The 17,754-nt window shown below is 69.5% G+C and carries 15 protein-coding genes; 10 read left to right on the top strand and 5 right to left on the bottom strand.

Going from position 1 to position 17,754, the window contains the following annotated elements; all coding sequences use genetic code 11:
* Positions 1 to 135 precede the first annotated feature (135 nt).
* Together ACQPYK_RS15455 and ACQPYK_RS15450 are read left to right on the top strand one after the other, a co-directional pair.
* On the top strand, positions 136 to 897 hold the full coding sequence (locus ACQPYK_RS15455) for an ABC transporter permease (RefSeq protein ID WP_433255779.1): 762 nt from the start codon (positions 136 to 138) through the stop codon (positions 895 to 897).
* A complete protein-coding gene (locus ACQPYK_RS15450; protein WP_433255776.1) occupies positions 894 to 1,703 on the top strand; it encodes an ABC transporter permease in 810 nt (269 codons plus the stop codon). The genes ACQPYK_RS15455 and ACQPYK_RS15450 overlap by 4 nt, the downstream gene beginning before the upstream one ends.
* 24 nt (positions 1,704 to 1,727) lie before the next feature.
* Here ACQPYK_RS15450 and ppk2 read toward each other — a convergent pair whose 3' ends face one another.
* Positions 1,728 to 2,684: a polyphosphate kinase 2 gene (gene ppk2 / locus ACQPYK_RS15445; protein ID WP_433255773.1), complete on the bottom strand. Its 957-nt coding sequence runs from the start codon at positions 2,682 to 2,684 to the stop codon at positions 1,728 to 1,730.
* Between the two features lie 192 nt (positions 2,685 to 2,876).
* On the opposite strand from ppk2, the gene ACQPYK_RS15440 reads away from it, so the two are divergent.
* The 5 genes from ACQPYK_RS15440 to ACQPYK_RS15420 all read left to right on the top strand — a co-directional run bounded on the left by ACQPYK_RS15440 (position 2,877) and on the right by ACQPYK_RS15420 (position 7,932).
* Positions 2,877 to 3,782: an amino acid ABC transporter permease gene (locus ACQPYK_RS15440; protein WP_433255770.1), complete on the top strand. Its 906-nt coding sequence runs from the start codon at positions 2,877 to 2,879 to the stop codon at positions 3,780 to 3,782.
* Positions 3,779 to 4,543: an amino acid ABC transporter ATP-binding protein gene (locus ACQPYK_RS15435; protein ID WP_433255767.1), complete on the top strand. Its 765-nt coding sequence runs from the start codon at positions 3,779 to 3,781 to the stop codon at positions 4,541 to 4,543. The genes ACQPYK_RS15440 and ACQPYK_RS15435 overlap by 4 nt, the downstream gene beginning before the upstream one ends.
* 76 nt (positions 4,544 to 4,619) lie before the next feature.
* On the top strand, positions 4,620 to 5,627 hold the full coding sequence (locus tag ACQPYK_RS15430) for an ABC transporter substrate-binding protein (protein ID WP_433255765.1): 1,008 nt from the start codon (positions 4,620 to 4,622) through the stop codon (positions 5,625 to 5,627).
* Positions 5,624 to 6,100 (top strand): GNAT family N-acetyltransferase, encoded by a 477-nt coding sequence (locus ACQPYK_RS15425; protein WP_433255762.1) that lies wholly within the window; start codon positions 5,624 to 5,626, stop codon positions 6,098 to 6,100. Before ACQPYK_RS15430 ends, ACQPYK_RS15425 begins: the two co-directional genes overlap by 4 nt.
* 197 nt (positions 6,101 to 6,297) lie before the next feature.
* Complete coding sequence (locus ACQPYK_RS15420) at positions 6,298 to 7,932, top strand: Coagulation factor 5/8 type domain-containing protein (RefSeq protein WP_433255760.1); 1,635 nt, start codon at positions 6,298 to 6,300, stop codon at positions 7,930 to 7,932.
* 113 nt (positions 7,933 to 8,045) lie between these two features.
* On the opposite strand, the gene ACQPYK_RS15415 is transcribed toward ACQPYK_RS15420, so the two are convergent.
* Both ACQPYK_RS15415 and ACQPYK_RS15410 read right to left on the bottom strand, forming a co-directional pair.
* Positions 8,046 to 9,935 carry an ABC transporter ATP-binding protein gene (locus ACQPYK_RS15415; protein WP_433255757.1) on the bottom strand — a complete coding sequence of 630 codons (1,890 nt, stop codon included), beginning with the start codon at positions 9,933 to 9,935 and terminating at the stop codon, positions 8,046 to 8,048.
* Positions 9,901 to 11,706 (bottom strand): ABC transporter ATP-binding protein, encoded by a 1,806-nt coding sequence (locus ACQPYK_RS15410; protein ID WP_433255753.1) that lies wholly within the window; start codon positions 11,704 to 11,706, stop codon positions 9,901 to 9,903. The genes ACQPYK_RS15415 and ACQPYK_RS15410 overlap by 35 nt, the downstream gene beginning before the upstream one ends.
* 198 nt (positions 11,707 to 11,904) lie before the next feature.
* On the opposite strand from ACQPYK_RS15410, the gene ACQPYK_RS15405 reads away from it, so the two are divergent.
* Entirely contained in the window at positions 11,905 to 12,537 is a 633-nt protein-coding gene (locus ACQPYK_RS15405; protein ID WP_433255750.1) for a TIGR03085 family metal-binding protein, read from the top strand.
* A gap of 260 nt (positions 12,538 to 12,797) precedes the next feature.
* Here the strand turns inward: ACQPYK_RS15405 and ACQPYK_RS15400 are convergent, their stop codons facing one another.
* On the bottom strand, positions 12,798 to 13,856 hold the full coding sequence (locus ACQPYK_RS15400) for a hypothetical protein (protein ID WP_433255748.1): 1,059 nt from the start codon (positions 13,854 to 13,856) through the stop codon (positions 12,798 to 12,800).
* Between the two features lie 9 nt (positions 13,857 to 13,865).
* The gene (locus tag ACQPYK_RS15395; RefSeq protein WP_433255745.1) at positions 13,866 to 14,924 is read right to left on the bottom strand and encodes a hypothetical protein; all 1,059 of its coding nucleotides are present in this window, start codon (positions 14,922 to 14,924) and stop codon (positions 13,866 to 13,868) included.
* Between the two features lie 1,078 nt (positions 14,925 to 16,002).
* Here ACQPYK_RS15395 and ACQPYK_RS15390 point away from each other — a divergent pair.
* A complete protein-coding gene (locus tag ACQPYK_RS15390) occupies positions 16,003 to 16,164 on the top strand; it encodes a hypothetical protein (RefSeq protein WP_306857830.1) in 162 nt (53 codons plus the stop codon).
* Positions 16,165 to 16,326: 162 nt separating this feature from the next.
* The gene (locus tag ACQPYK_RS15385; RefSeq protein ID WP_433255740.1) at positions 16,327 to 17,736 is read left to right on the top strand and encodes a glutamine synthetase family protein; all 1,410 of its coding nucleotides are present in this window, start codon (positions 16,327 to 16,329) and stop codon (positions 17,734 to 17,736) included.
* Positions 17,737 to 17,754 lie beyond the last annotated feature (18 nt).

Genomic DNA, 17,754 nt, shown 5'->3' with positions numbered 1-17,754 from the left:
CTCCCTCCCCTTCCCCATGGCAAGGAGCCCAAGCTGAACACCACCGCTCTGGCGGGCCGTGCGCCGCGGCGCAGGCTCGCCGCCTTCCTGCACCGGCACGCGGGCGTACGGCTGTCGCTGCTGCTGTCCGCTCCGATGCTCTGGCTCGGCGTCGCCTACCTCGGCGCCCTGGCCGCCCTGTTCGTGACGGCCTTCTGGAGCACCGACACCTTCACCGGCGACCTGGTCAAGGAGTTCACCTGGGCCAACTTCCAGGACCTGTTCACCGGCGAGGTGTACCGGACGATCGCGCTGCGCTCGGTGGGAGTGGCGGTCGCGGTGACGCTGATCGACCTGGTGATCGCCTTCCCGATGGCGTTCGCGATGGCCAAGCTGGCCTCGCCGGGCGCGCAGCGCTGGCTGGTGATCGCGGTGCTCACCCCGCTGTGGGCGTCCTATCTGGTGAAGGCCTACGCCTGGCGGGTGATGCTCTCCTCCAACGGCGTCCTCGGCTGGGGATACGGCCTGACCGCCACGATCGTCACCCTGTCCTACCTGTGGCTGCCGTACATGATCCTGCCGATCTACGCCGGTCTGGAGCGGCTACCGAACTCGCTGCTGGACGCCGCCGGCGACCTCGGGGCGCGCGGCTGGCGGACGTTCCGGACGGTGGTGTGGCCCCTCACCTTCCCGGCCGCGGTCGCGGGTTCGGTCTTCACCTTCTCCCTGTCGCTCGGCGACTACATCGCCGTGAAGATCGTGGGCGGTAAGTCACAGCTCATCGGCAACGTCGTCTACGACAACATCGGCGCGGCCAACAACCTGCCCTTCGCCGCCGCGGTCGCCACCGTCCCCGTGATGATCATGCTGGTCTACCTCACCGCGGTCCGCCGCACCGGCGCCCTGGAGAACCTGTGAACCTGTCCCGTACGGCTCGCGTGACGCTGTGGGCCACGCTGGCGGCCGGACTCGGCGTCGTCTACGTACCGCTGCTGATCGTGCTGCTCAACTCCTTCAACGCCGACCGCACCTTCGGCTGGCCGCCCAGCGGGTTCACCGTCCAGTGGTGGCAGGCGGCCTGGAACTCCTCCGGCGTGCGTGCGGCACTGTGGACGTCGATCCAGGCGGGAGCGGGCGCCACGGCGATCGCCCTGGTGCTCGGCACGATGGTCGCCTTCGCGATCCAGCGCTACTCCTTCTTCGGCAGGAACGCGGTCTCGCTGCTGATCGTGCTGCCGATCGCCCTGCCGGGCATCGTCACCGGCATCGCGCTGAACAACGCCTTCCGGGCGGTGCTGGCGCCCTTCGGGGTGGGTCTGGGGCTGTTCACCGTGATCGTCGGTCACGCCACCTTCTGCGTGGTGACCGTCTACAACAACATGCTGGCCCGGCTGGGCCGCCTGGGCACCTCCGTGGAGGAGGCCTCGGCCGACCTGGGCGCCGACACCTTCACCACCTTCCGACTGGTCACCTTCCCGATGGTGCGCTCGGCGCTGCTCGCGGGCGGCCTGCTGGCCTTCGCGCTGTCCTTCGACGAGATCATCGTGACCACGTTCACGGCGGGGGCCGGGGTCAGGACCCTGCCTTTGTGGATCTTCGAGAACCTCTTCCGGCCGAACCAGGCCCCGGTGGTCAACGTGGTCGCCGCCGCCCTGATCGTCTTGTCGGTCGTCCCGATCTACCTGGCCCAGCGCCTGTCCGGCGGGGAGACCGGGAGCCACTGAGCCGGCCGCGCCCGTGCCGCCGGCTCAGCGGGTGCGGTCGTCGTCGAACAAGTCGGCCGCCTGGACCACGATCCGGGGGTCGGGTTCGCCCACGATCTCGTGGTCCTTGTCGTCGTATTCGAACCGGTTGAGGAGGTGGCGCATGGCCTCGATCCTGGCCCGCTTCTTGTCGTTGCTCTTGATCACCGTCCACGGCGCCTCCTCCGTGTCGGTGTAGAGGAACATGTCCTCCTTGGCCGCGGTGTAGTCCTCCCACTTGTCCAGCGACTGCAGGTCCATGGGGGACAGCTTCCACTGCCGCACCGGGTCGACCTGGCGGATCACGAACCGGGTGCGCTGCTCGGTGCGGGAGACGGAGAACCAGAACTTCACCAGGTGGATGCCGTCACGGACGAGCATGCGCTCGAACTCGGGGGCCTGCTCCATGAACTCCAGATACTCCTCCGGCGAGCAGAAGCCCATCACCCGCTCCACCCCCGCGCGGTTGTACCAGGAACGGTCGAAGAAGACCATCTCCCCGGCGGCCGGCAGGTGGGAGACGTAGCGCTGGAAGTACCACTGGGTGCTCTCGCGCTCGCTGGGCTTCTCCAGGGCGACCACGCTGGCCCCGCGCGGGTTGAGATGCTCCATGAACCGCTTGATCGTGCCGCCCTTGCCGGCCGCGTCGCGTCCCTCGAACAGCACGACCAGCCGGCCGCCGGTGTCCTTGATCCAGTACTGCAGCTTCAGCAGTTCGATCTGGAGCAGCCGCTTGGCCCTGTCGTACTCCGCCCGGCTCATCCGCTCCCCGTAGGGATACTTCTCCCGCCAGGTGTCCACCGGGGTGCCGTCCAGCCGTACCAGGACGGGGTCGTCGTCGTCATCGTCCAGGACCCTCAGGTTCGGCAGTTCGTCCAGCAGGTCGCTGCGCGCCACGGCCGAGCGCACGTCGAGCACGGGGAACTGCTCGTCTTCGGGCTTCTCGCCCGCCGTGTCCGTCATCGATCCCCCACCCCGCGAAACTTCGCCCTCATCACCGTCCCCTACCTCCGCCGGGCGGCGCTAATCCTCGCGGGCCGGGCGGCGCGGGTTCCTTCGGTCACCAAAAAACCTACTAAACAAGTAGGTCTTGACGGAATTAAGCGCCCGTGCTGGAGTGAAAGCCATGCAGGCCGAGCGTGGAAAGGCTCAACCATGGCCGTGGAGTTCTTGGACATCGATGGCCCGCCGGACGGATCCAAGGCGCCACCCGCCTCCGGCCCGCGGGAGGGGAGCGGACCCGCGCCGAAGGTGGTCACCACCCGGCATCCGGGGCGGTGGGTGGCCGCCGCCGCCGTCGCCGTACTGCTGGCCATGGCGGCCAGCGCGCTGATCACCAACCCCGCCTGGGAATGGGAGGTGGTCGGGGAGTTCCTCCTCGCCCCCTCCGTGCTGCGCGCGGTGGTGTTCACGCTGGAGCTGACCGCCCTCGGAATCGCCTTCGGCTTCCTGCTGGGCAGCGTGCTGGCACTGATGCGGATGTCGGGCGACCCGCTGCTGTCCTCGGCGGCCTGGGGGTACATCGCGCTGTTCCGCTCGATCCCGCTCATCCTGCAGTTGCTGTTCTGGTACAACCTGGCACTGCTGTATCCGAGGCTCTCCTTCGGCGTCCCGTTCGGCCCGTCGTTCTTCGACATCGGCACCATGGACCTGATCGGCCCGGTAACCGCCGCCGCGCTCGGCCTCTCGCTCCACCAGGCCGCCTACGCCGCGGAGATCGTCAGGGCCGGGCTGCTCTCGGTGGACCACGGCCAGCGGGAGGCGGCCGCCGCGCTGGGCATTCCCAGGACCAGACAGCTGTTCCGGATCATCCTGCCGCAGGCCATGCGGTCGATCGTGCCCACCGCCGGCAACGAGATCATCGGCCTGGTCAAGGGCACCTCGGTGGTCTACATCATGGCCCTGCCGGAGCTCTTCTACCAGGTTCAGGTGATCTACAACCGCAACGGCCGGGTCATCGCGCTGCTGCTGGTCGCGACCATCTGGTACCTGGTCATGACCACGGCCCTGTCCATCGTCCAGCACTACCTGGAGCGCCACTACGCGAAGGGCCGCGCATGAGCACCGCGATGGTCGACCTGCGGGAGGTGCACAAGAGCTTCGGCTCGCTGGAGGTGCTGCGCGGGGTGGATCTCCAGGTCGCCGCCGGCGAGGTAACGGTGATCATCGGCCCGTCCGGATCGGGCAAGTCGACCCTGCTGCGCACCGTCAACCACCTGGAGAAGGTCGACAGCGGATCGGTCAGCGTGGACGGCGAGCTCGTCGGCTACCGCCGGGCCGGCGACAGGCTGTACGAGCTTCCCGAACGCGAGATCCTCCGGCAGCGCACCAAGATCGGATTCGTCTTCCAGAACTTCAACCTGTTCCCGCACCTGACCGTGCGGCAGAACGTCACCGAGGCGCCTCTGTCGGCCCAGCGCAGGCCGCGAACCGAGGCCGACGAGCTGGCGAACCGCCTGCTGCAGCGCGTGGGGCTGGCCGACAAGGCCGGGGCCTATCCCCGGCAGCTGTCCGGCGGCCAGCAGCAGCGGGTGGCCATCGCCCGGGCCCTGGCCCTGGAGCCCAAGGTCATCCTCTTCGACGAGCCGACCTCCGCGCTGGATCCCGAACTCGTCGGGGAGGTGCTCGACGTGGTGAAGGACCTCGCCCGGAGCGGCACCACCATGATCGTCGTCACCCACGAGATCGGCTTCGCCCGCGAGGTCGCCGACACGGTCGTGTTCATGGACGAGGGACGCGTCGTCGAACGCGGCACCCCCGCCCAGGTGCTGGACGCTCCCCGGCACGAACGAACCCGCCTGTTCCTCGGCAAGGTCCTGTGACCCTCCCGCCTTCTCTCCCACGCCTTCCACACCCTCGCCGCCCGGCGAAACCCTCCGTCACCCAGCAAGGATCGACATGCCCCTGTCATCACGGCTGACCCCCGTCGCCGCCGCACTCCCCCTGCTGCTCGCCATGGCCTGCGGCGCCTCCGGCACCACCTCCGAAACCGCCTCCGGAACGGCCGTCAGGTCCGAGGTGGCGCCCGCGGCTCCGTCCGGGGCCGGCGGGGTGCGGATCAACACCTCCCCCGAGCAGAACCGGATCCGCGCCGACAAGGTCGACTCCATCGCGGCGCAGGTCCCCGAGGCGATCCGCGCCAAGGGAGAGCTCACCATCGGCTTCAACGGCGAGGGCGCTCCGCCGCTGGTGTCCCTGGCCGACGACGACACCACGCTGATCGGCGTGGAGACCGACATCGCCCACCTGGTCGCCGACGTCCTGGGCCTGAAGGTCAAAGAGGTCAACACCTCCTGGGAGAACCTGTTCCTCGCGGCGAAGTCCGGCAAGTACGACCTGGTCTTCAACAACGTCACGGTGACCGAGGAGCGCAAGGACATCTACGACTTCGCCACCTACCGGGTGGACCGGCTCGCCTGGCAGACGGCCAAGAGCAGCCCGATCACCAAGATCGAGAAGGCGGCCGACATCGCCGGACTGAACGTATCGGTCGGGTCGGGCACCAACCAGGAGAAGATCCTGCTGGAGTGGGACGCGCAGAACCGGAAGGCCGGCCTCGAACCCGCCCAGATCCAGTACTACCAGAAGTACGGCGACGTCCTGCTCGCCCTGAAGTCCGGCCGGGTCCAGGCCTACCTCGGCCCCAACCCGCCCATCGCCTACCAGGTGGCCGTCGGCGGCGACAGCAGGATCGTCGGAACGCTCTCGGGCGGCGGCTCGGTCGACGGCCTGATCGCGGCCATGACCCTCAAGGGGAACGGGCTCGTCAAGCCGGTCGGCGAGGCGCTGAACAAGCTGATCGAGAACGGCGAGTACGCCGAGGCGCTCAGCCGCTGGGGCCTTTCGAACGAGGCCGTGACCGAGTCCCGGATCAACCCGCCCGGCCTGCCCAGGCAGACCAAGTGACCGTCGAGTCCGTCGAGGTGCGGCACGTCGCGGTCCGCGACCCCGAGGTCAGGCCGCTCCTGGACGACCTGCACCACGAGTACACCAGCAGGTACGGCCCCAACGAGGAGCTCAACCGCTATCCCGACGACCAGTTCACCCCGGCACAAGGGGGTGCGTTCCTGGTCCTCGTCGAGGACGGGCAGACCATCGCCGGGGGCGCCTTCCGGCGCTACGACGAGCGGACCGCCGAGCTCAAACGGGTCTGGACCCATCCGGACCACCGGCGGCGCGGGCTCGGCCTGGCCGTCGTACGCGAGCTCGAACGGGAGGCCGTACGGCGGGGCTACCGCAGGATCTACCTGACCACCGGTCCCCGCCAGCCCGAGGCCGCCGCGCTCTACCTGGCGAGCGGATACACCCCGCTCTACGACGTGACGGCCGCCCCCGAGACCATCGGCCCCCTCCCCTTCGAAAAGAGCCTTCGGGGGTAGGGGGCGATCTTCCGTACGATCCTCACCCGCCGGCCCGCACGCCGTAGAGCGCCGGGCGGATGCGCGGTCGGCGCCCCACGGCAGGCAGCCCGGAGAGCCGGCAATTTTTGAGCATGGCTCATATTAAGTCTTGACTGGACGCCTGACAGCGATCAATCCTTGCGGCATCCCCCATGCAGGCCTGTTGCGAGGTGTTCGTGGCCAGTCCTCGTTCCATTCTCCGAACAATCGTCTTCGCGCTTCTCCTGATCGGTACCGTGGCCATGGCGGGCAGCGCCGCCATGGCCGCACCGCCCCGGCCGGAATCGGAGGTCAACGCCTCCGGCGAGCCGCTGAAAGGCACCGCGCCGGACGGCACGGTCCGCGGCTTCGTCGACGCGCACACCCACCTCATGTCCTACGAGGCGTTCGGCGGCAAGCTGATGTGCGGCAAGCCGTTCGATCCCGATGGCATCACCAAGGCCCTGGTCGACTGCCTGGACCACTACCCGCACGGCGAGGCCGCGTGGTTCGAGAACTTCACCCGGGCCGGCTCGCCGGTCGGCACCCACGATCCGGTCGGCTGGCCCACCTTCAAGGACTGGCCCGCCCACGACTCGCTGACCCATCAGCAGACCTACTACAAGTGGGTCGAGCGGGCCTGGCGCGGCGGGCTGCGCGTCATGGTCAACGACCTGGTGGCCAACCGGCAGCTGTGCGAGATCTACCCGCTCAAGAGCAACTCCTGCGACGAGATGACCATCATCCGGCTGGAGGCCCAGCGGACCTTCGAATTGCAGAACTACATCGACGCCGAGTACGGCGGGCCCGGCCGGGGCTGGTTCCGGGTCGTCCGCGACCCCGCCGAGGCGAGGAGGGTGATCGCCGACGGCAAGCTCGCCGTGGTCCTCGGGATCGAGACCTCCGAGCCGTTCGGCTGCCGCCAGAGCTTCGGCATCCCGCACTGCACCAAGACGCAGATCGACCAGGGCCTGGACGAGATGTACCGCCTCGGCGTGCGCAGCATGTTCCTGTGCCACAAGTACGACAACGCGCTGTGCGGCGTCCGCTTCGACTCCGGCACCCAGGGCGTCATCGTGAACCTGGGCAACCTCCTGAGCACCGGAAACTTCTGGAAGGCCACGACCTGCACCGGGCCTGAGCACGACAACCCGATCGAACCCGGTGGGATCCTCCCCGACCAGCTGGCGAGGCTGCTGCCTCCCGGCGTCTCGCTGCCGCTCTATCCCCCCGCGCCGCACTGCAACACCAGGGGGCTGACCAAGCTCGGCGAGTACATGCTGGCCGGGATGATGAAGCGGGGAATGCTCGTCGAGATCGACCACATGAGCGTGAAGGCGGCCGACCAGACGCTCGACATCCTGGAGGCCGCCGGCTACCCCGGCGTGATCTCCTCCCACAGCTGGGCCGACCCGAACTACTTCCGCCGGATCTACCGCCTGGGCGGCATGATCACCGCCTATGGCTCCCAGGCCGGGCAGTTCGCCGAGGAGTGGCGCAGGACCAAGGCGCTCCGGGACGAGCAGCACGTCTCCGGATTCGGCTATGGGCTCGACGCCAACGGCATGGGCCCCCTGCCCTCCCCCCGTCCGACCAGCTCGGGCAACCCGGTGGTCTACCCCTTCAAGTCCTTCGACGGCGGCGTGACCCTGGACCGCGAGCGCACCGGCGAGCGGGTCTGGGACGTCAACGTCGACGGCGTCGCCCACTACGGCCTGGTTCCCGACTGGATCGAGGACATGCGGATGGTCGCCGGAGACGAGATCGTCCAGGACATGGCCGCCGGGGCCGAGGCCTACATGCGGACCTGGCAGGGGACCACGGCACCCTGAGCGCGGCGCGCGCCCTCACCGGGCCGCGCCGCCTCCATCCGCTGTCCCGTCGCCGTCTCCCCATCCGGGGGCAGCGCTCGGAACAGCGCTCAGCACACCGCTCAGACCAGTGCTCAGGACCGGGCGGCCGAGACCCAGGAGGCGTGCAGGTCCGCGTAGACGCCGGGCTCGTCGACGAGTTCGGCGTGCGGGCCGCGCTGCACGATGCGGCCCCGGTCGAAGACGAGGACCTCGTCGGCGGCCTCCGCGGTGGACAGCCGGTGGGCGATGGAGATGGCGGTACGGCCCCGCGTGACCCCTTCCAGGGCGCGGGCCAGCCGCACCTCCGTCGCCGGGTCCACCGCGGAGGTGGCCTCGTCGAGCAGGAGCAGGTCGGGGTCGGCCAGGTAGGCGCGGGCCAGCGCGACGAGCTGGCGCTCGCCCGCCGACAACGACTCGCCGCGCTGGCCGACCGGGGTGTCCAGACCCGCGGGCAGACCCTCCAGCCAGTCGGTGAGCCCCAGCTCGGTCATGGCCAGCCGGATCTCCGCCTCGGTCGCCGACGGGCGGCCGAAGCGGATGTTCTCCTCCAGGGTGCCGTCGAACAGGAAGCCGTCCTGCGGCACCATGACGATCCGCTCGCGCAGCGAGGAGAACCGGATCTCGCGCAGGTCCTCCCCGTCCACGGTGACCCGGCCGGAGACGGGGTCCATCAGCCGGGTGAGCAGCTTGGCGAAGGTCGTCTTGCCGGAACCGGTCTCCCCCACCACCGCGATGCGCGAGCGCGGCGGGATGTCCACCGACACCTCGTTGAGCACCGGGCTTCCGCCTGGGTAGGCGAACCCGACCTCTTCGAAGGAGACCGAGATGGGGCCGCGCGGCAGCTCGACGCCCGCCGGTCCGGGGTCGGCGACGTCGGGCGGAGTGTCGAGCACGCCGAGGATGCGCCGCCAACCGGCGACCGCGTTCTGCGCCTCGTTGAGGACCTCGGTGGCGATCTGCATCGGGGAGACGAACAGCGTGATCAGGAACAGGAAGGCGATCAGGCGGCCGGCGGTGATGTCACCGTCGATGCCCAGCCGCACGCCGAGCAGCACCACACCGGCGATCGCCACCGACGCGACGATCTCGGTCAGCGGGAACACCGTCGCCACGATCCGCTGCGTGCGGGCCTGGGCGGCCCTGTTGGCGTCGATCGCGGCGTCCAGGCGGCCCGCCGTACGGGCCTCGGAACCATGGGCCCGGATCACCGCCGCGCCCACGACCGACTCGCTGACAGCGGCGAGCATGTCACCCGCGCGCTCGCGGACCAGCGTGTAGGCACCCGACAGCCACCGCTGGAAGCGCGGCAGCACCACCATGAGCGGCAGGAAGCACACCCAGACCAGCAGGGCGAGCTGCCAGGAGTAGACGAACATCAGCACGGTGGCCACCAGCAGCTGCCCCAGGGCGATGATGATCATCAGCCCGCCCCACTGCATGAACACGCTGATCTGATCCACGTCTCCGGTGACCCGTGAGACCAGGGCACCGCGCCGCTCGGAGTTCTGGGTGAGCACCGAAAGGTCGTGCACGTGCCGGAAGCCGCGCACCCGCAGCCCGGCCAGAGAGGTCTCGGTGGCCTTGTAGAGACGGACGTTCATCAGGTAGGCGCACAGCGCGGTGAGCACCACGGCGACGGCGCACAGCGACACCGCCACCCGGATGTAAGGCAGGTCGGGGACCGTCCCCTTGAGTCCCCGGTCGATGGTCTGCTGGACGGCGATCGGCACGATCACCTTGCCCAGCGTGGCCAGCACGGCCAGCACGAGCGTCCCGGCCATGCCCTTACGGAATTCGGGCGTGAGCGACAGTCCGTGCCTGACGGTGGCCAGTGCCGACCGTTCGACTCCCTGGAGAGAGCTCACGCGCACCCCTCGCTCATCAGGCCGGCCGGCGGGGCGCCGGTCCGGGAGTTCGCCCGGCCGTTGTGACCACTGGCTCGCCGGTTCACGCGCTGACCTCTTCCTCTGCTCCGAGTCCATCTGCGCCGAGTCCATCTGCGCCGAGCGCCTCGCGCTCGGCTTCTTCTCGTTCGTAGGCGGTGACCAGGTTGCGGTAACCCACGCAGCGGGCGAGCAGCCTCTCGTGCGAGCCCCGGTCGACGACGGCGCCGTGCTCCAGGTAGACGACCTCGTCGGCCAGGGCGATGGTGGCCATCCGATAGGCCACGACGACCACGGTCGAGGCCTGGGCCGCGTCGCGCAGGCCGTACAGGATCCTGGCCTCGACCTGCGGGTCCACGCTGGAGGTGGCGTCGTCCAGGATGAGCAGCCGGGGGCGGCGGACCAGCGCGCGGGCCAGGGCCAGGCGCTGCCGCTGGCCTCCGGACAGGGTCGTGCCGCGCTCGCCGACCTTGGTGTCGAGCCCGGAGGGAAGGGCGCTGACGAAACCGTCGGCCTGGGCCAGGCGCAGTGCCGCCCAGACGTCCTCGTCGCCGACCGGCAGACCGAGGGTGACGTTGCCGCGCACGGTGTCGTCGAACAGGAACGTCTGCTGTGGCACCAGCGCCACGGCGTCACTGACCCCGCCGCGGGCGACCTCGCGCAGATCGACCCCGTCCACGAGCACCGCTCCCGCCGCGGGGTCGACCAGGCGGACGAAGGTCTGGGTCAGGGTGGACTTGCCGGAGCCGGTGGGGCCGACCAGGGCGACGGTGCGGCCCGGCTCGGCCCGGAAGTTCACCCCGCGCAGCACCGGGAAACCGTCGTAGGCGTAGTCGAGGTCGCGGACCTCCAGCCTGGCCGGGGCGGTGCCGGGCAGCGTGGCGGTGCCGTACTCCATGGAGCCCGTCGCGGCGAGCACGGCCTGGACCCGCTCGTAGCCGACGACGGCGCGGGGCAGTTCGGCGAGCACCCAGCCGAGCGCGCGGATCGGGAAGGCCAGCAGGGTGAACAGGTAGGCGACCTGGACCAGGACACCCGAGGTGATCGCGCCGCTTTCCAGCCTCTCCGCGCCGACCAGCAGGACGGCGAGCACACCCAGCGTGGGCAGGGCCTCCAGCATCGGGTCGAACAGGCCGCGGACGCGGCCGACGGCGATGTTGGCGTCGCGCAACTCCTGGGCCTTCGCCTCGAATCTGGCGGTCTCCTCGTCCTCCCTGCCGAGGGTCTTGACGACCAGGGCGCCGTCGAAGCTCTCATGCGCGATCTCGCTGACCTCCGCGCGGAGCTGCTGGGCGCGGGTGGCCAGGGGGCTGAGCCTGCGCTGGTAGACCAGGTTCAGCACGGCGATCGCCGGAAAGATCAGGAAGCCGACCAGGGCGAGGACGGGATCGGTGATCACCAGCGCGATCGCCGCGGTGAAGAGCATGACGACCACGCCGACCGCCATCGGCAGCGGCGCGAGCGGGGCCCAGGCGGCCTCGGCGTCGGCGCTGGCGTTGGACAGCAGCTGGCCCGTCGGGTGCCGGTGGTGCCAGGACAGCGGGAGCCTGAGATATTGGCGGGTCACGTCCCGGCGGGACCGGGCCTGCATGCGGTATTGCATGACCCCGGCGAAGAAGCGCCGCCCGGCCACGCCCAGCGCCTTGAGCAGCGCCACGCCGAGGATGAGGAGCGCGCCGAGGACCAGCGTGCCGGCGGCGATCTCGCCTCTGGCGAACGCCGGCAGCATGACGTTCTCGGTGGCCCAGCCCAGTGCCCATGCCGATCCGACCGTCATGACGCCGTAGAGCGCGCTGGACAGGGTCGCTGCGGCGAAGACCGTCTTCTCGGCGCCGATGGCCACCCCGAGCACGCGGAGTCCCTTGCGCATGACAGCGGGAGTCACCTTGCTCGCCACTCGGGGGGTGTCCTTTCGAAGAGGAACATTGCTACATAAGCCCTATCACGTTGGATCATGTTCTTATTCCCGGCATCCTGCCCGAGACTTGTTTCCACCGGTCATGGATATGGGGCTGATGATCCGTATCCGCACCGATTGCCGGAACAACGGCATTGTTAGGATCACCAGATGACTCACGCCCGCGCCGAACGCGCCGCGCTCAGCGATCTGTTCGTCCGGCTCGGCCCGGACGCCCCCACGCTCTGCGAGGGCTGGACCACCTTCGACCTCGCCGCCCACCTGGTCCTGCGCGAGCGCCGGCTGGACGCCGCCGGTGGCATCGCGCTCAAGCCGCTGGCCGGATACACCGCCGCGGTGCAACGGTCGCTGAAGGCCAGGAACGGCTACGCGGGCCTCGTCGAGCTGGTCCGTTCCGGCCCGGCCGGGGTCTACGGTCTGGTCCCCGGCATGGACGGGGCCGTCAACACCATGGAGTTCTTCATCCACCACGAGGACGTACGGCGCGCACAACGGGTCTGGGAGCCGCGTGAGCTCCCGGCCGACCTGGAGGAGACCTTCTGGAGGCGGCTGCGTGCCGGTCGGCGACTGTTCCTGCGCAGGTCCCCGGTCGGGGTCGTCCTGCACCGCATCGGCGGCGGCGTCGCCCTCGGCGGCGCCAAGAACGCCCCCCGGGTCGAGGTGACCGGCACGGCCGGCGAGCTCCTGCTGTTCTGCTTCGGCCGCCAGTCCCACGCCAGGGTCGACGTCACCGGTGGCGGCGAGGCCGTGGCCAGGTTGATGGACGCCCCGCTGGGCGTCTGAGAGAGTGCCGGGTCAACCGAGCGGTAGCGGCTGGTGTCAGGCCGCGGCCGGGCGGAGGTCGCGGTAGCGGGTTCGTCGTCCGGCGGAGGCGAGCGCGACCGACAGCCCGAAGTCGTCGCGAAGCTCCACATCAGCGGGTCTGCGCCAGTGCGCGAGCCGGCGCGGGCCTTCTCTCCCGCGCGCGCTCGCAGACGTACAGGGCCGCGAGCGCGGTCAGGATGAGCGCCGAGCCGAGCGCCTCGTTGGGGTTGAGAGGACGCCTATGCCAAGGACGTCAACGGGGCGCACGTGAGAGCCTTACCCGCCTGCGTCGGGTAACCGTGATGTCCGAAGTCGCGCAGTTCGCCGCCCGCGGCGTACCAGGAGACGACCTCCGCGTCGAGGCGGGCCCGCTGCTCGATCACGTCGGCCACCGCCTTCGCGCACTCGCGCACCGTCTCGGTGCTCAGGTAGGGGAAGCCGGCGAGCAGGTCGAGGGAGACCGCCTCGTGCGCCTCGTCCTCGTTGACCTCGGAGTGGCCGACGATCGGCCCGACGAAGCCGTCCGGCAGGCCCAGTTCCGCGCTGCGCAGGCGAAACAGCTCCAGGAACTCCGGCTCGGGCTCCTCCATGGGGAAGAGCGTCGAGATCAGCGCCAGCGGGAAGTTGTAGGCGTACACACCGAGAGAGGCCATGATCGCCATCGTGGCAGGCAGCGGCTGGGCGCGCAGCAGCCGCTCCCGGGGAATCCCGACCGCGAGCAGCGACTTCTCCATCATGCGGTCATGGTCGCGCTCGGTCATGTAGAAGCGCATCAGCTTCTCCCACACCGGCGCACCCAGGTCGTCACGGGCCAGCGCGGGAGCGAGGGCGCGCGGACACAGGTGCGTGACGTGCCAGTATTCGACCGCGTAGCCGATGAGCTGACCGCGGGTCGCGCTGCCCTCCACGAGGGCCTCGACCAGCGGGCTGCGCACCCGCGCGCGCACCCGGTCGGCGTGCCGGCGCAGATGCGCGTAGGCGCTGACGCCGCTCATCCCGCCCCCGGCCGCCTCCTCGGCTTCGGCGATCATGCCTTGCTCGTCGAGTACGGCGAGCATCTCGCCGTACTCCTGCGGGCTGCCGGGGAAGGCGGCGCCGAGCTCGGCGGCGCTCAGGCCGCCCCCGGCCAGCACGGTGAGGAACTCCCGGAACCGCCCGGCCCGGTCGGCGTCGAACTCGAACTCGACGAACCGGCGCCCGTCGAGGTAGGTGAACTCGATGCCGCCGTCCGCGGTGGGGGCCGAGCGCACCCCCGGGCGCAGCACGGGTCGCCGGAACCCGGCGAAGTCGCTCATCATGCCTCCTGTTCAGATGTCGCCGGTGCGCAGCAGCGGGCGCCGGGGGTCGGAGTAGTGCTCCAAAATGCCGTTGAAGAAGGCCGCGTAGGCCTCCATGAACAGGTGGGCCTTGTCCTGCCAGCGCCGTTCGGTCTCCCGGTCGATCCCGGGGACCCGCGCGAACAACTCCCGGCTGACGGATCCGTGATCGTGCCCGGCGTTGACCCTGGCGTGCGCGCGCATCGGCTCGACGAAGCCCGGGTCCAGACCGACCCGGTCACAGGCGGCCAGGAAGGAGTCATGGGCGACCCGCCCGGCAGAGCCCCCCGCGGAGTCGCCGGCGGAGTCCCCGTCGGCGGAGTTCCCGTCGGCGGAATTCTCGTCCGCGGAATTCTCGCCGCCGCGGCTCTCGCCGCCGGAGCCCTCGCCGCCGGAGCCCTCGCCGCCGGATTCGAGGCGGCCCTCCAGCACGCCGATCGTGGCGACGAAGAAGAGCGGATCGGTCCGCGCCCACCAGGACAGCATTCTGATCAGGGCGGTGGTGGTCGGCAGGGGACGCGCTCCCAGCAGGTCGTCGCGGGTGATGCCCAGGGGCCGGAAGGCGCGGACCACGATGTCGTCGTGGCGGTGCTCCTCCTGGTAGAAGTCGTTGAGCATCGACCTGAGCTCGGCGTTCTCGGCCAGCGCGAGCACCGCGGAGTCGAACTCGTTCTCCCGGAAGAGGAAGAACCAGTTCTCCAGCCCGAAACCGAAGAAGACGTTGCGGTGCAGCTCCTGCGGACGTTCCGAGACCTCCCACCAGAACGGGCCCGCGAAGACCAGGTCTTCCAGGAGCCGGTTGAGGGTGTCCTCCAGCCGCGACAGGACCGCCAGCCCCGAGGAGGCCGCCGGAGGGGCGCCGTCGTCGACCAGGCCCCACACCACGGCGGGCTCGACGACCTCGCGCACCGCCTCGTCGTCGAGGCCGGTCTCACGTTTCAGGTCCTCGATGGTTCTGCTGCCGTCCAGCAGCCGCAGCAGTTCCAGGAAATCCCGCTGTTTCATCCCCTCCGGGGCCTCGACCTCCAGGACGCCGTCGGGTGTGTGCAATTCGGCCTCGCCTTTATCGCCTATTCGCAGGCCGGCCCGCAGACAGGGCTTTACCGGAAGGAATTTCGAAGACACCGACGGACTCCTTCTGACGCCGGGAAGGTGACACGCGGACGAAAGACCGGCACCGGCGGCACCGGCCTTCCGGTGGTTCGTCACATCACAGGTGAACAGCGGAAAGAGCGGTCACCTTGGCACGACGTCTGATCCGCACAGAACACCTCCTCGGCTCTCCGCGACCGAAAAGAAAGATGTCCCACCGCACATACTTGTCGTTTTACTCATATGCGGTGACCAATGTCAGACACTAAGCGGACCGCATGGAACAGTCAAGACTCACTTAACAAGGTGATACGCACTCCGATTTTCATCGGCAATAACCATGAGCACCACTCAAAATTATTTTCTTCGGCGGAAACGGAAAGAACCCGCTGGTACGGCGCATGTGGTCGGCGTAACCGGGACGAGACTCCGACAACCGCCTCTCGAGCATCGGCTTTCCGGTCTTGCCCGCCAGAAGGTGAACAGGCAGCAGGCCGGATACAGCCCGTCGGTCGCCCTCCGGAAGGCGTTCGCGACCGGTCCCGTCACGGATGGGCGGTCAAGCGACAGAAGGGTCGGCTCCACCGCCAGGCGGTGCCACAGCCCGGCCCGGCGGAGCATCGCGTGGCCGTTCCCGGTCACCTGGAGGGCGGCCACCCCGGCCGCCGGGCCGGACTCGCCACGGCCGTGGACGCCGAACTCCTCGATGATCACGCGCGGGTCCGCGACAGGCGAGGCCTCGGTCCCGTTCCGCCGGATGCCCCATTCGCCAAGAACCCTTGGTTTTCAACGTGAGGGGCGATGACCTGCCCCGCCCCTACCCCTACCGGTACATCTGGCAGTAAGGGTTGGACAGAAGCGCCCGCCGACCCCACGATGGCGTGGGGGGACTCATGCCGATCCGGTGATCTGGCCATGGCTCGCCCCGGCGGGACAGGTATGATCATCAAAATCCGGGAGCCACCCGGGCCGAAGATGCCAAAGATCCTTAAAATCAGGGTATGTAAGGCTGGGACTGGAACTGCAGGAGGCCCCCATGCAGGTCAAGAAGGTCGCTACCTACGTAGCGGTGGCGTTCGTGGCCTTTTATCTGTTCACCAAACCCGCAGAGGCGGCGAACGCGGTGAACGGAGTCTTCGACGGGATCGTGAGGGGAGCAGACCAACTGGCGCTGTTCTTCACACGTGTGCTGAGCTGACCGCCGGCAGGGGTTTGCCCTGCCCCTGACCTTTTGTGCCCGTCTTTTCCGTGGCGCTCCCGCCCGCTCCACGCGGGAGCGCAGGATCGTGGCATCCCCCGACGCCGAGCCCCCTGTGCGATGTGCTTCCGCTGTCCCCCCGGAACGTGTTACGCAGGGAGCATGGCAGATCGTCACAACGTGACCGGGGTTCAACGGCTCGGCCCGACGGGTCTTCGCGTCGTCGAACACGCCGAGACCGAACGCATCGAGCTCATTCGTTTCCTCTACGCCGACCACGGCGGGGTGATCCGCGGCAAGGCCACCTCGCGTTCCCGGCTGGGCGAGCGGCTCGCCTCCGGCATCGGGCACACCGTGGCCATGATGGCGATGAACATGCTCGACCAGCTCCAGGAGGTCGAGCATCTCGGCCCGGTCGGCGAGGTCCGCCTCGTCCCCGACCCGGCCACGTTCGTCCCCCTCCCTTACGCCCCCGGCGCCGCGGCCATGCTGTCGGACCTGCGCCGAATCGACGGCTCCCCCTGGCCCGCCTGCCCGCGCACCTTCCTGCGCGAGGCGATCGCCGCCCTGGCCGGCGAGGGTCACGTCGCCGTCGCCGCCTTCGAGCCCGAGTTCACCCTCGGCCGCCGGGTGCCCGGCCCCGAGGGAAGCCTGGATCGGCTGGTGCCCGTCGACGACAGCCTCTGCTACTCCACCACCGGCTTCGACCAGGCCCACGACTACACGATGAACCTGGTCCACGCTCTGGAGACGCAGGGGCTGCGGGTCGAGCACTACCATCCCGAGCTCGGCCACGGCCAGCAGGAGCTGTCCATCCGCCACGCCTCCGCCATGCGCGCCGCCGACAACCAGGTGATCTACCGCGAGACCGTCCGCGGCGTCGCCTCCCGGATGTCCCTGTGGGCCTCCCTCGCTCCCAAACCGCTCGCCGACCAGGCCGGCAACGGCGCCCACCTGCACCTGTCGCTGTGGGATCCCGAGCTACGGGTCAATGCCTTCGGCGACCCCTCCGACCGCTACGGCCTGTCGGCCACGGGCTACCGCTTCATCGGCGGCCTGATCGCCCACCTGCCGGCACTGACCGCGCTGACCTGCGGTTCGGTGAACAGTTTCCGGCGGCTGGCACCGAGGATGTGGTCGAGCGCGTACGCCTGCTACGGCATGGACAACCGGGAGGCCGCGGTGCGGATCTGCTCCCCGCTGGGGGAGGACGCCGAGGCGTCGGCCAACCTCGAGCTCAAGCCCTCCGACTCCTCGGCCAACCCCTACCTGTCGCTGGGCGCCGTCATCCACGCGGGCCTGGACGGCATCCGCCGCGACCTCGACCCCGGCGAGGCCGTCAACGTCGATCCCGCCACCCTCGGCGAGGCCCGGCTGTCGGCCCTGGGCGTGCGCCGCCTTCCCGCCACCCTGGACGAGGCCCTCGACGCGCTGGAGGCCGACGACGTCCTCATGGACGCCCTCGGCCCCCTGCGCAGTTCCGCCTACCTCGCCGTCAAACGCTCCGAAGCCCGTGCCTTCGCCCTGGAAGACGCCGACTACGAGCTGTTCCACCACTTCCGCGTCTTCTGAACACCGACGCCCGGGGCG

Source organism: Streptosporangium sp. CA-135522 (assembly GCF_050949235.1).
Taxonomy (GTDB): Bacteria; Actinomycetota; Actinomycetes; order Streptosporangiales; family Streptosporangiaceae; genus Streptosporangium.
Note: the sequence above shows the minus strand (reverse complement) of the source record. Positions and strands in the feature narration are given on the sequence as shown.

Coding starts and splice junctions, on each gene's coding strand:
- ACQPYK_RS15455 (WP_433255779.1), top strand. CDS start 136: ATGCTCTGGCTCGGCGTCGCCTACCTCGGCGCCCTGGCCGCCCTGTTC.
- ppk2 (WP_433255773.1), bottom strand. CDS start 2,684: ATGACGGACACGGCGGGCGAGAAGCCCGAAGACGAGCAGTTCCCCGTG.
- ACQPYK_RS15440 (WP_433255770.1), top strand. CDS start 2,877: ATGGCCGTGGAGTTCTTGGACATCGATGGCCCGCCGGACGGATCCAAG.
- ACQPYK_RS15435 (WP_433255767.1), top strand. CDS start 3,779: ATGAGCACCGCGATGGTCGACCTGCGGGAGGTGCACAAGAGCTTCGGC.
- ACQPYK_RS15430 (WP_433255765.1), top strand. CDS start 4,620: ATGCCCCTGTCATCACGGCTGACCCCCGTCGCCGCCGCACTCCCCCTG.
- ACQPYK_RS15415 (WP_433255757.1), bottom strand. CDS start 9,935: ATGGACTCGGAGCAGAGGAAGAGGTCAGCGCGTGAACCGGCGAGCCAG.
- ACQPYK_RS15410 (WP_433255753.1), bottom strand. CDS start 11,706: ATGCGCAAGGGACTCCGCGTGCTCGGGGTGGCCATCGGCGCCGAGAAG.
- ACQPYK_RS15405 (WP_433255750.1), top strand. CDS start 11,905: ATGACTCACGCCCGCGCCGAACGCGCCGCGCTCAGCGATCTGTTCGTC.
- ACQPYK_RS15400 (WP_433255748.1), bottom strand. CDS start 13,856: ATGATGAGCGACTTCGCCGGGTTCCGGCGACCCGTGCTGCGCCCGGGG.
- ACQPYK_RS15390 (WP_306857830.1), top strand. CDS start 16,003: ATGCAGGTCAAGAAGGTCGCTACCTACGTAGCGGTGGCGTTCGTGGCC.
- ACQPYK_RS15385 (WP_433255740.1), top strand. CDS start 16,327: ATGGCAGATCGTCACAACGTGACCGGGGTTCAACGGCTCGGCCCGACG.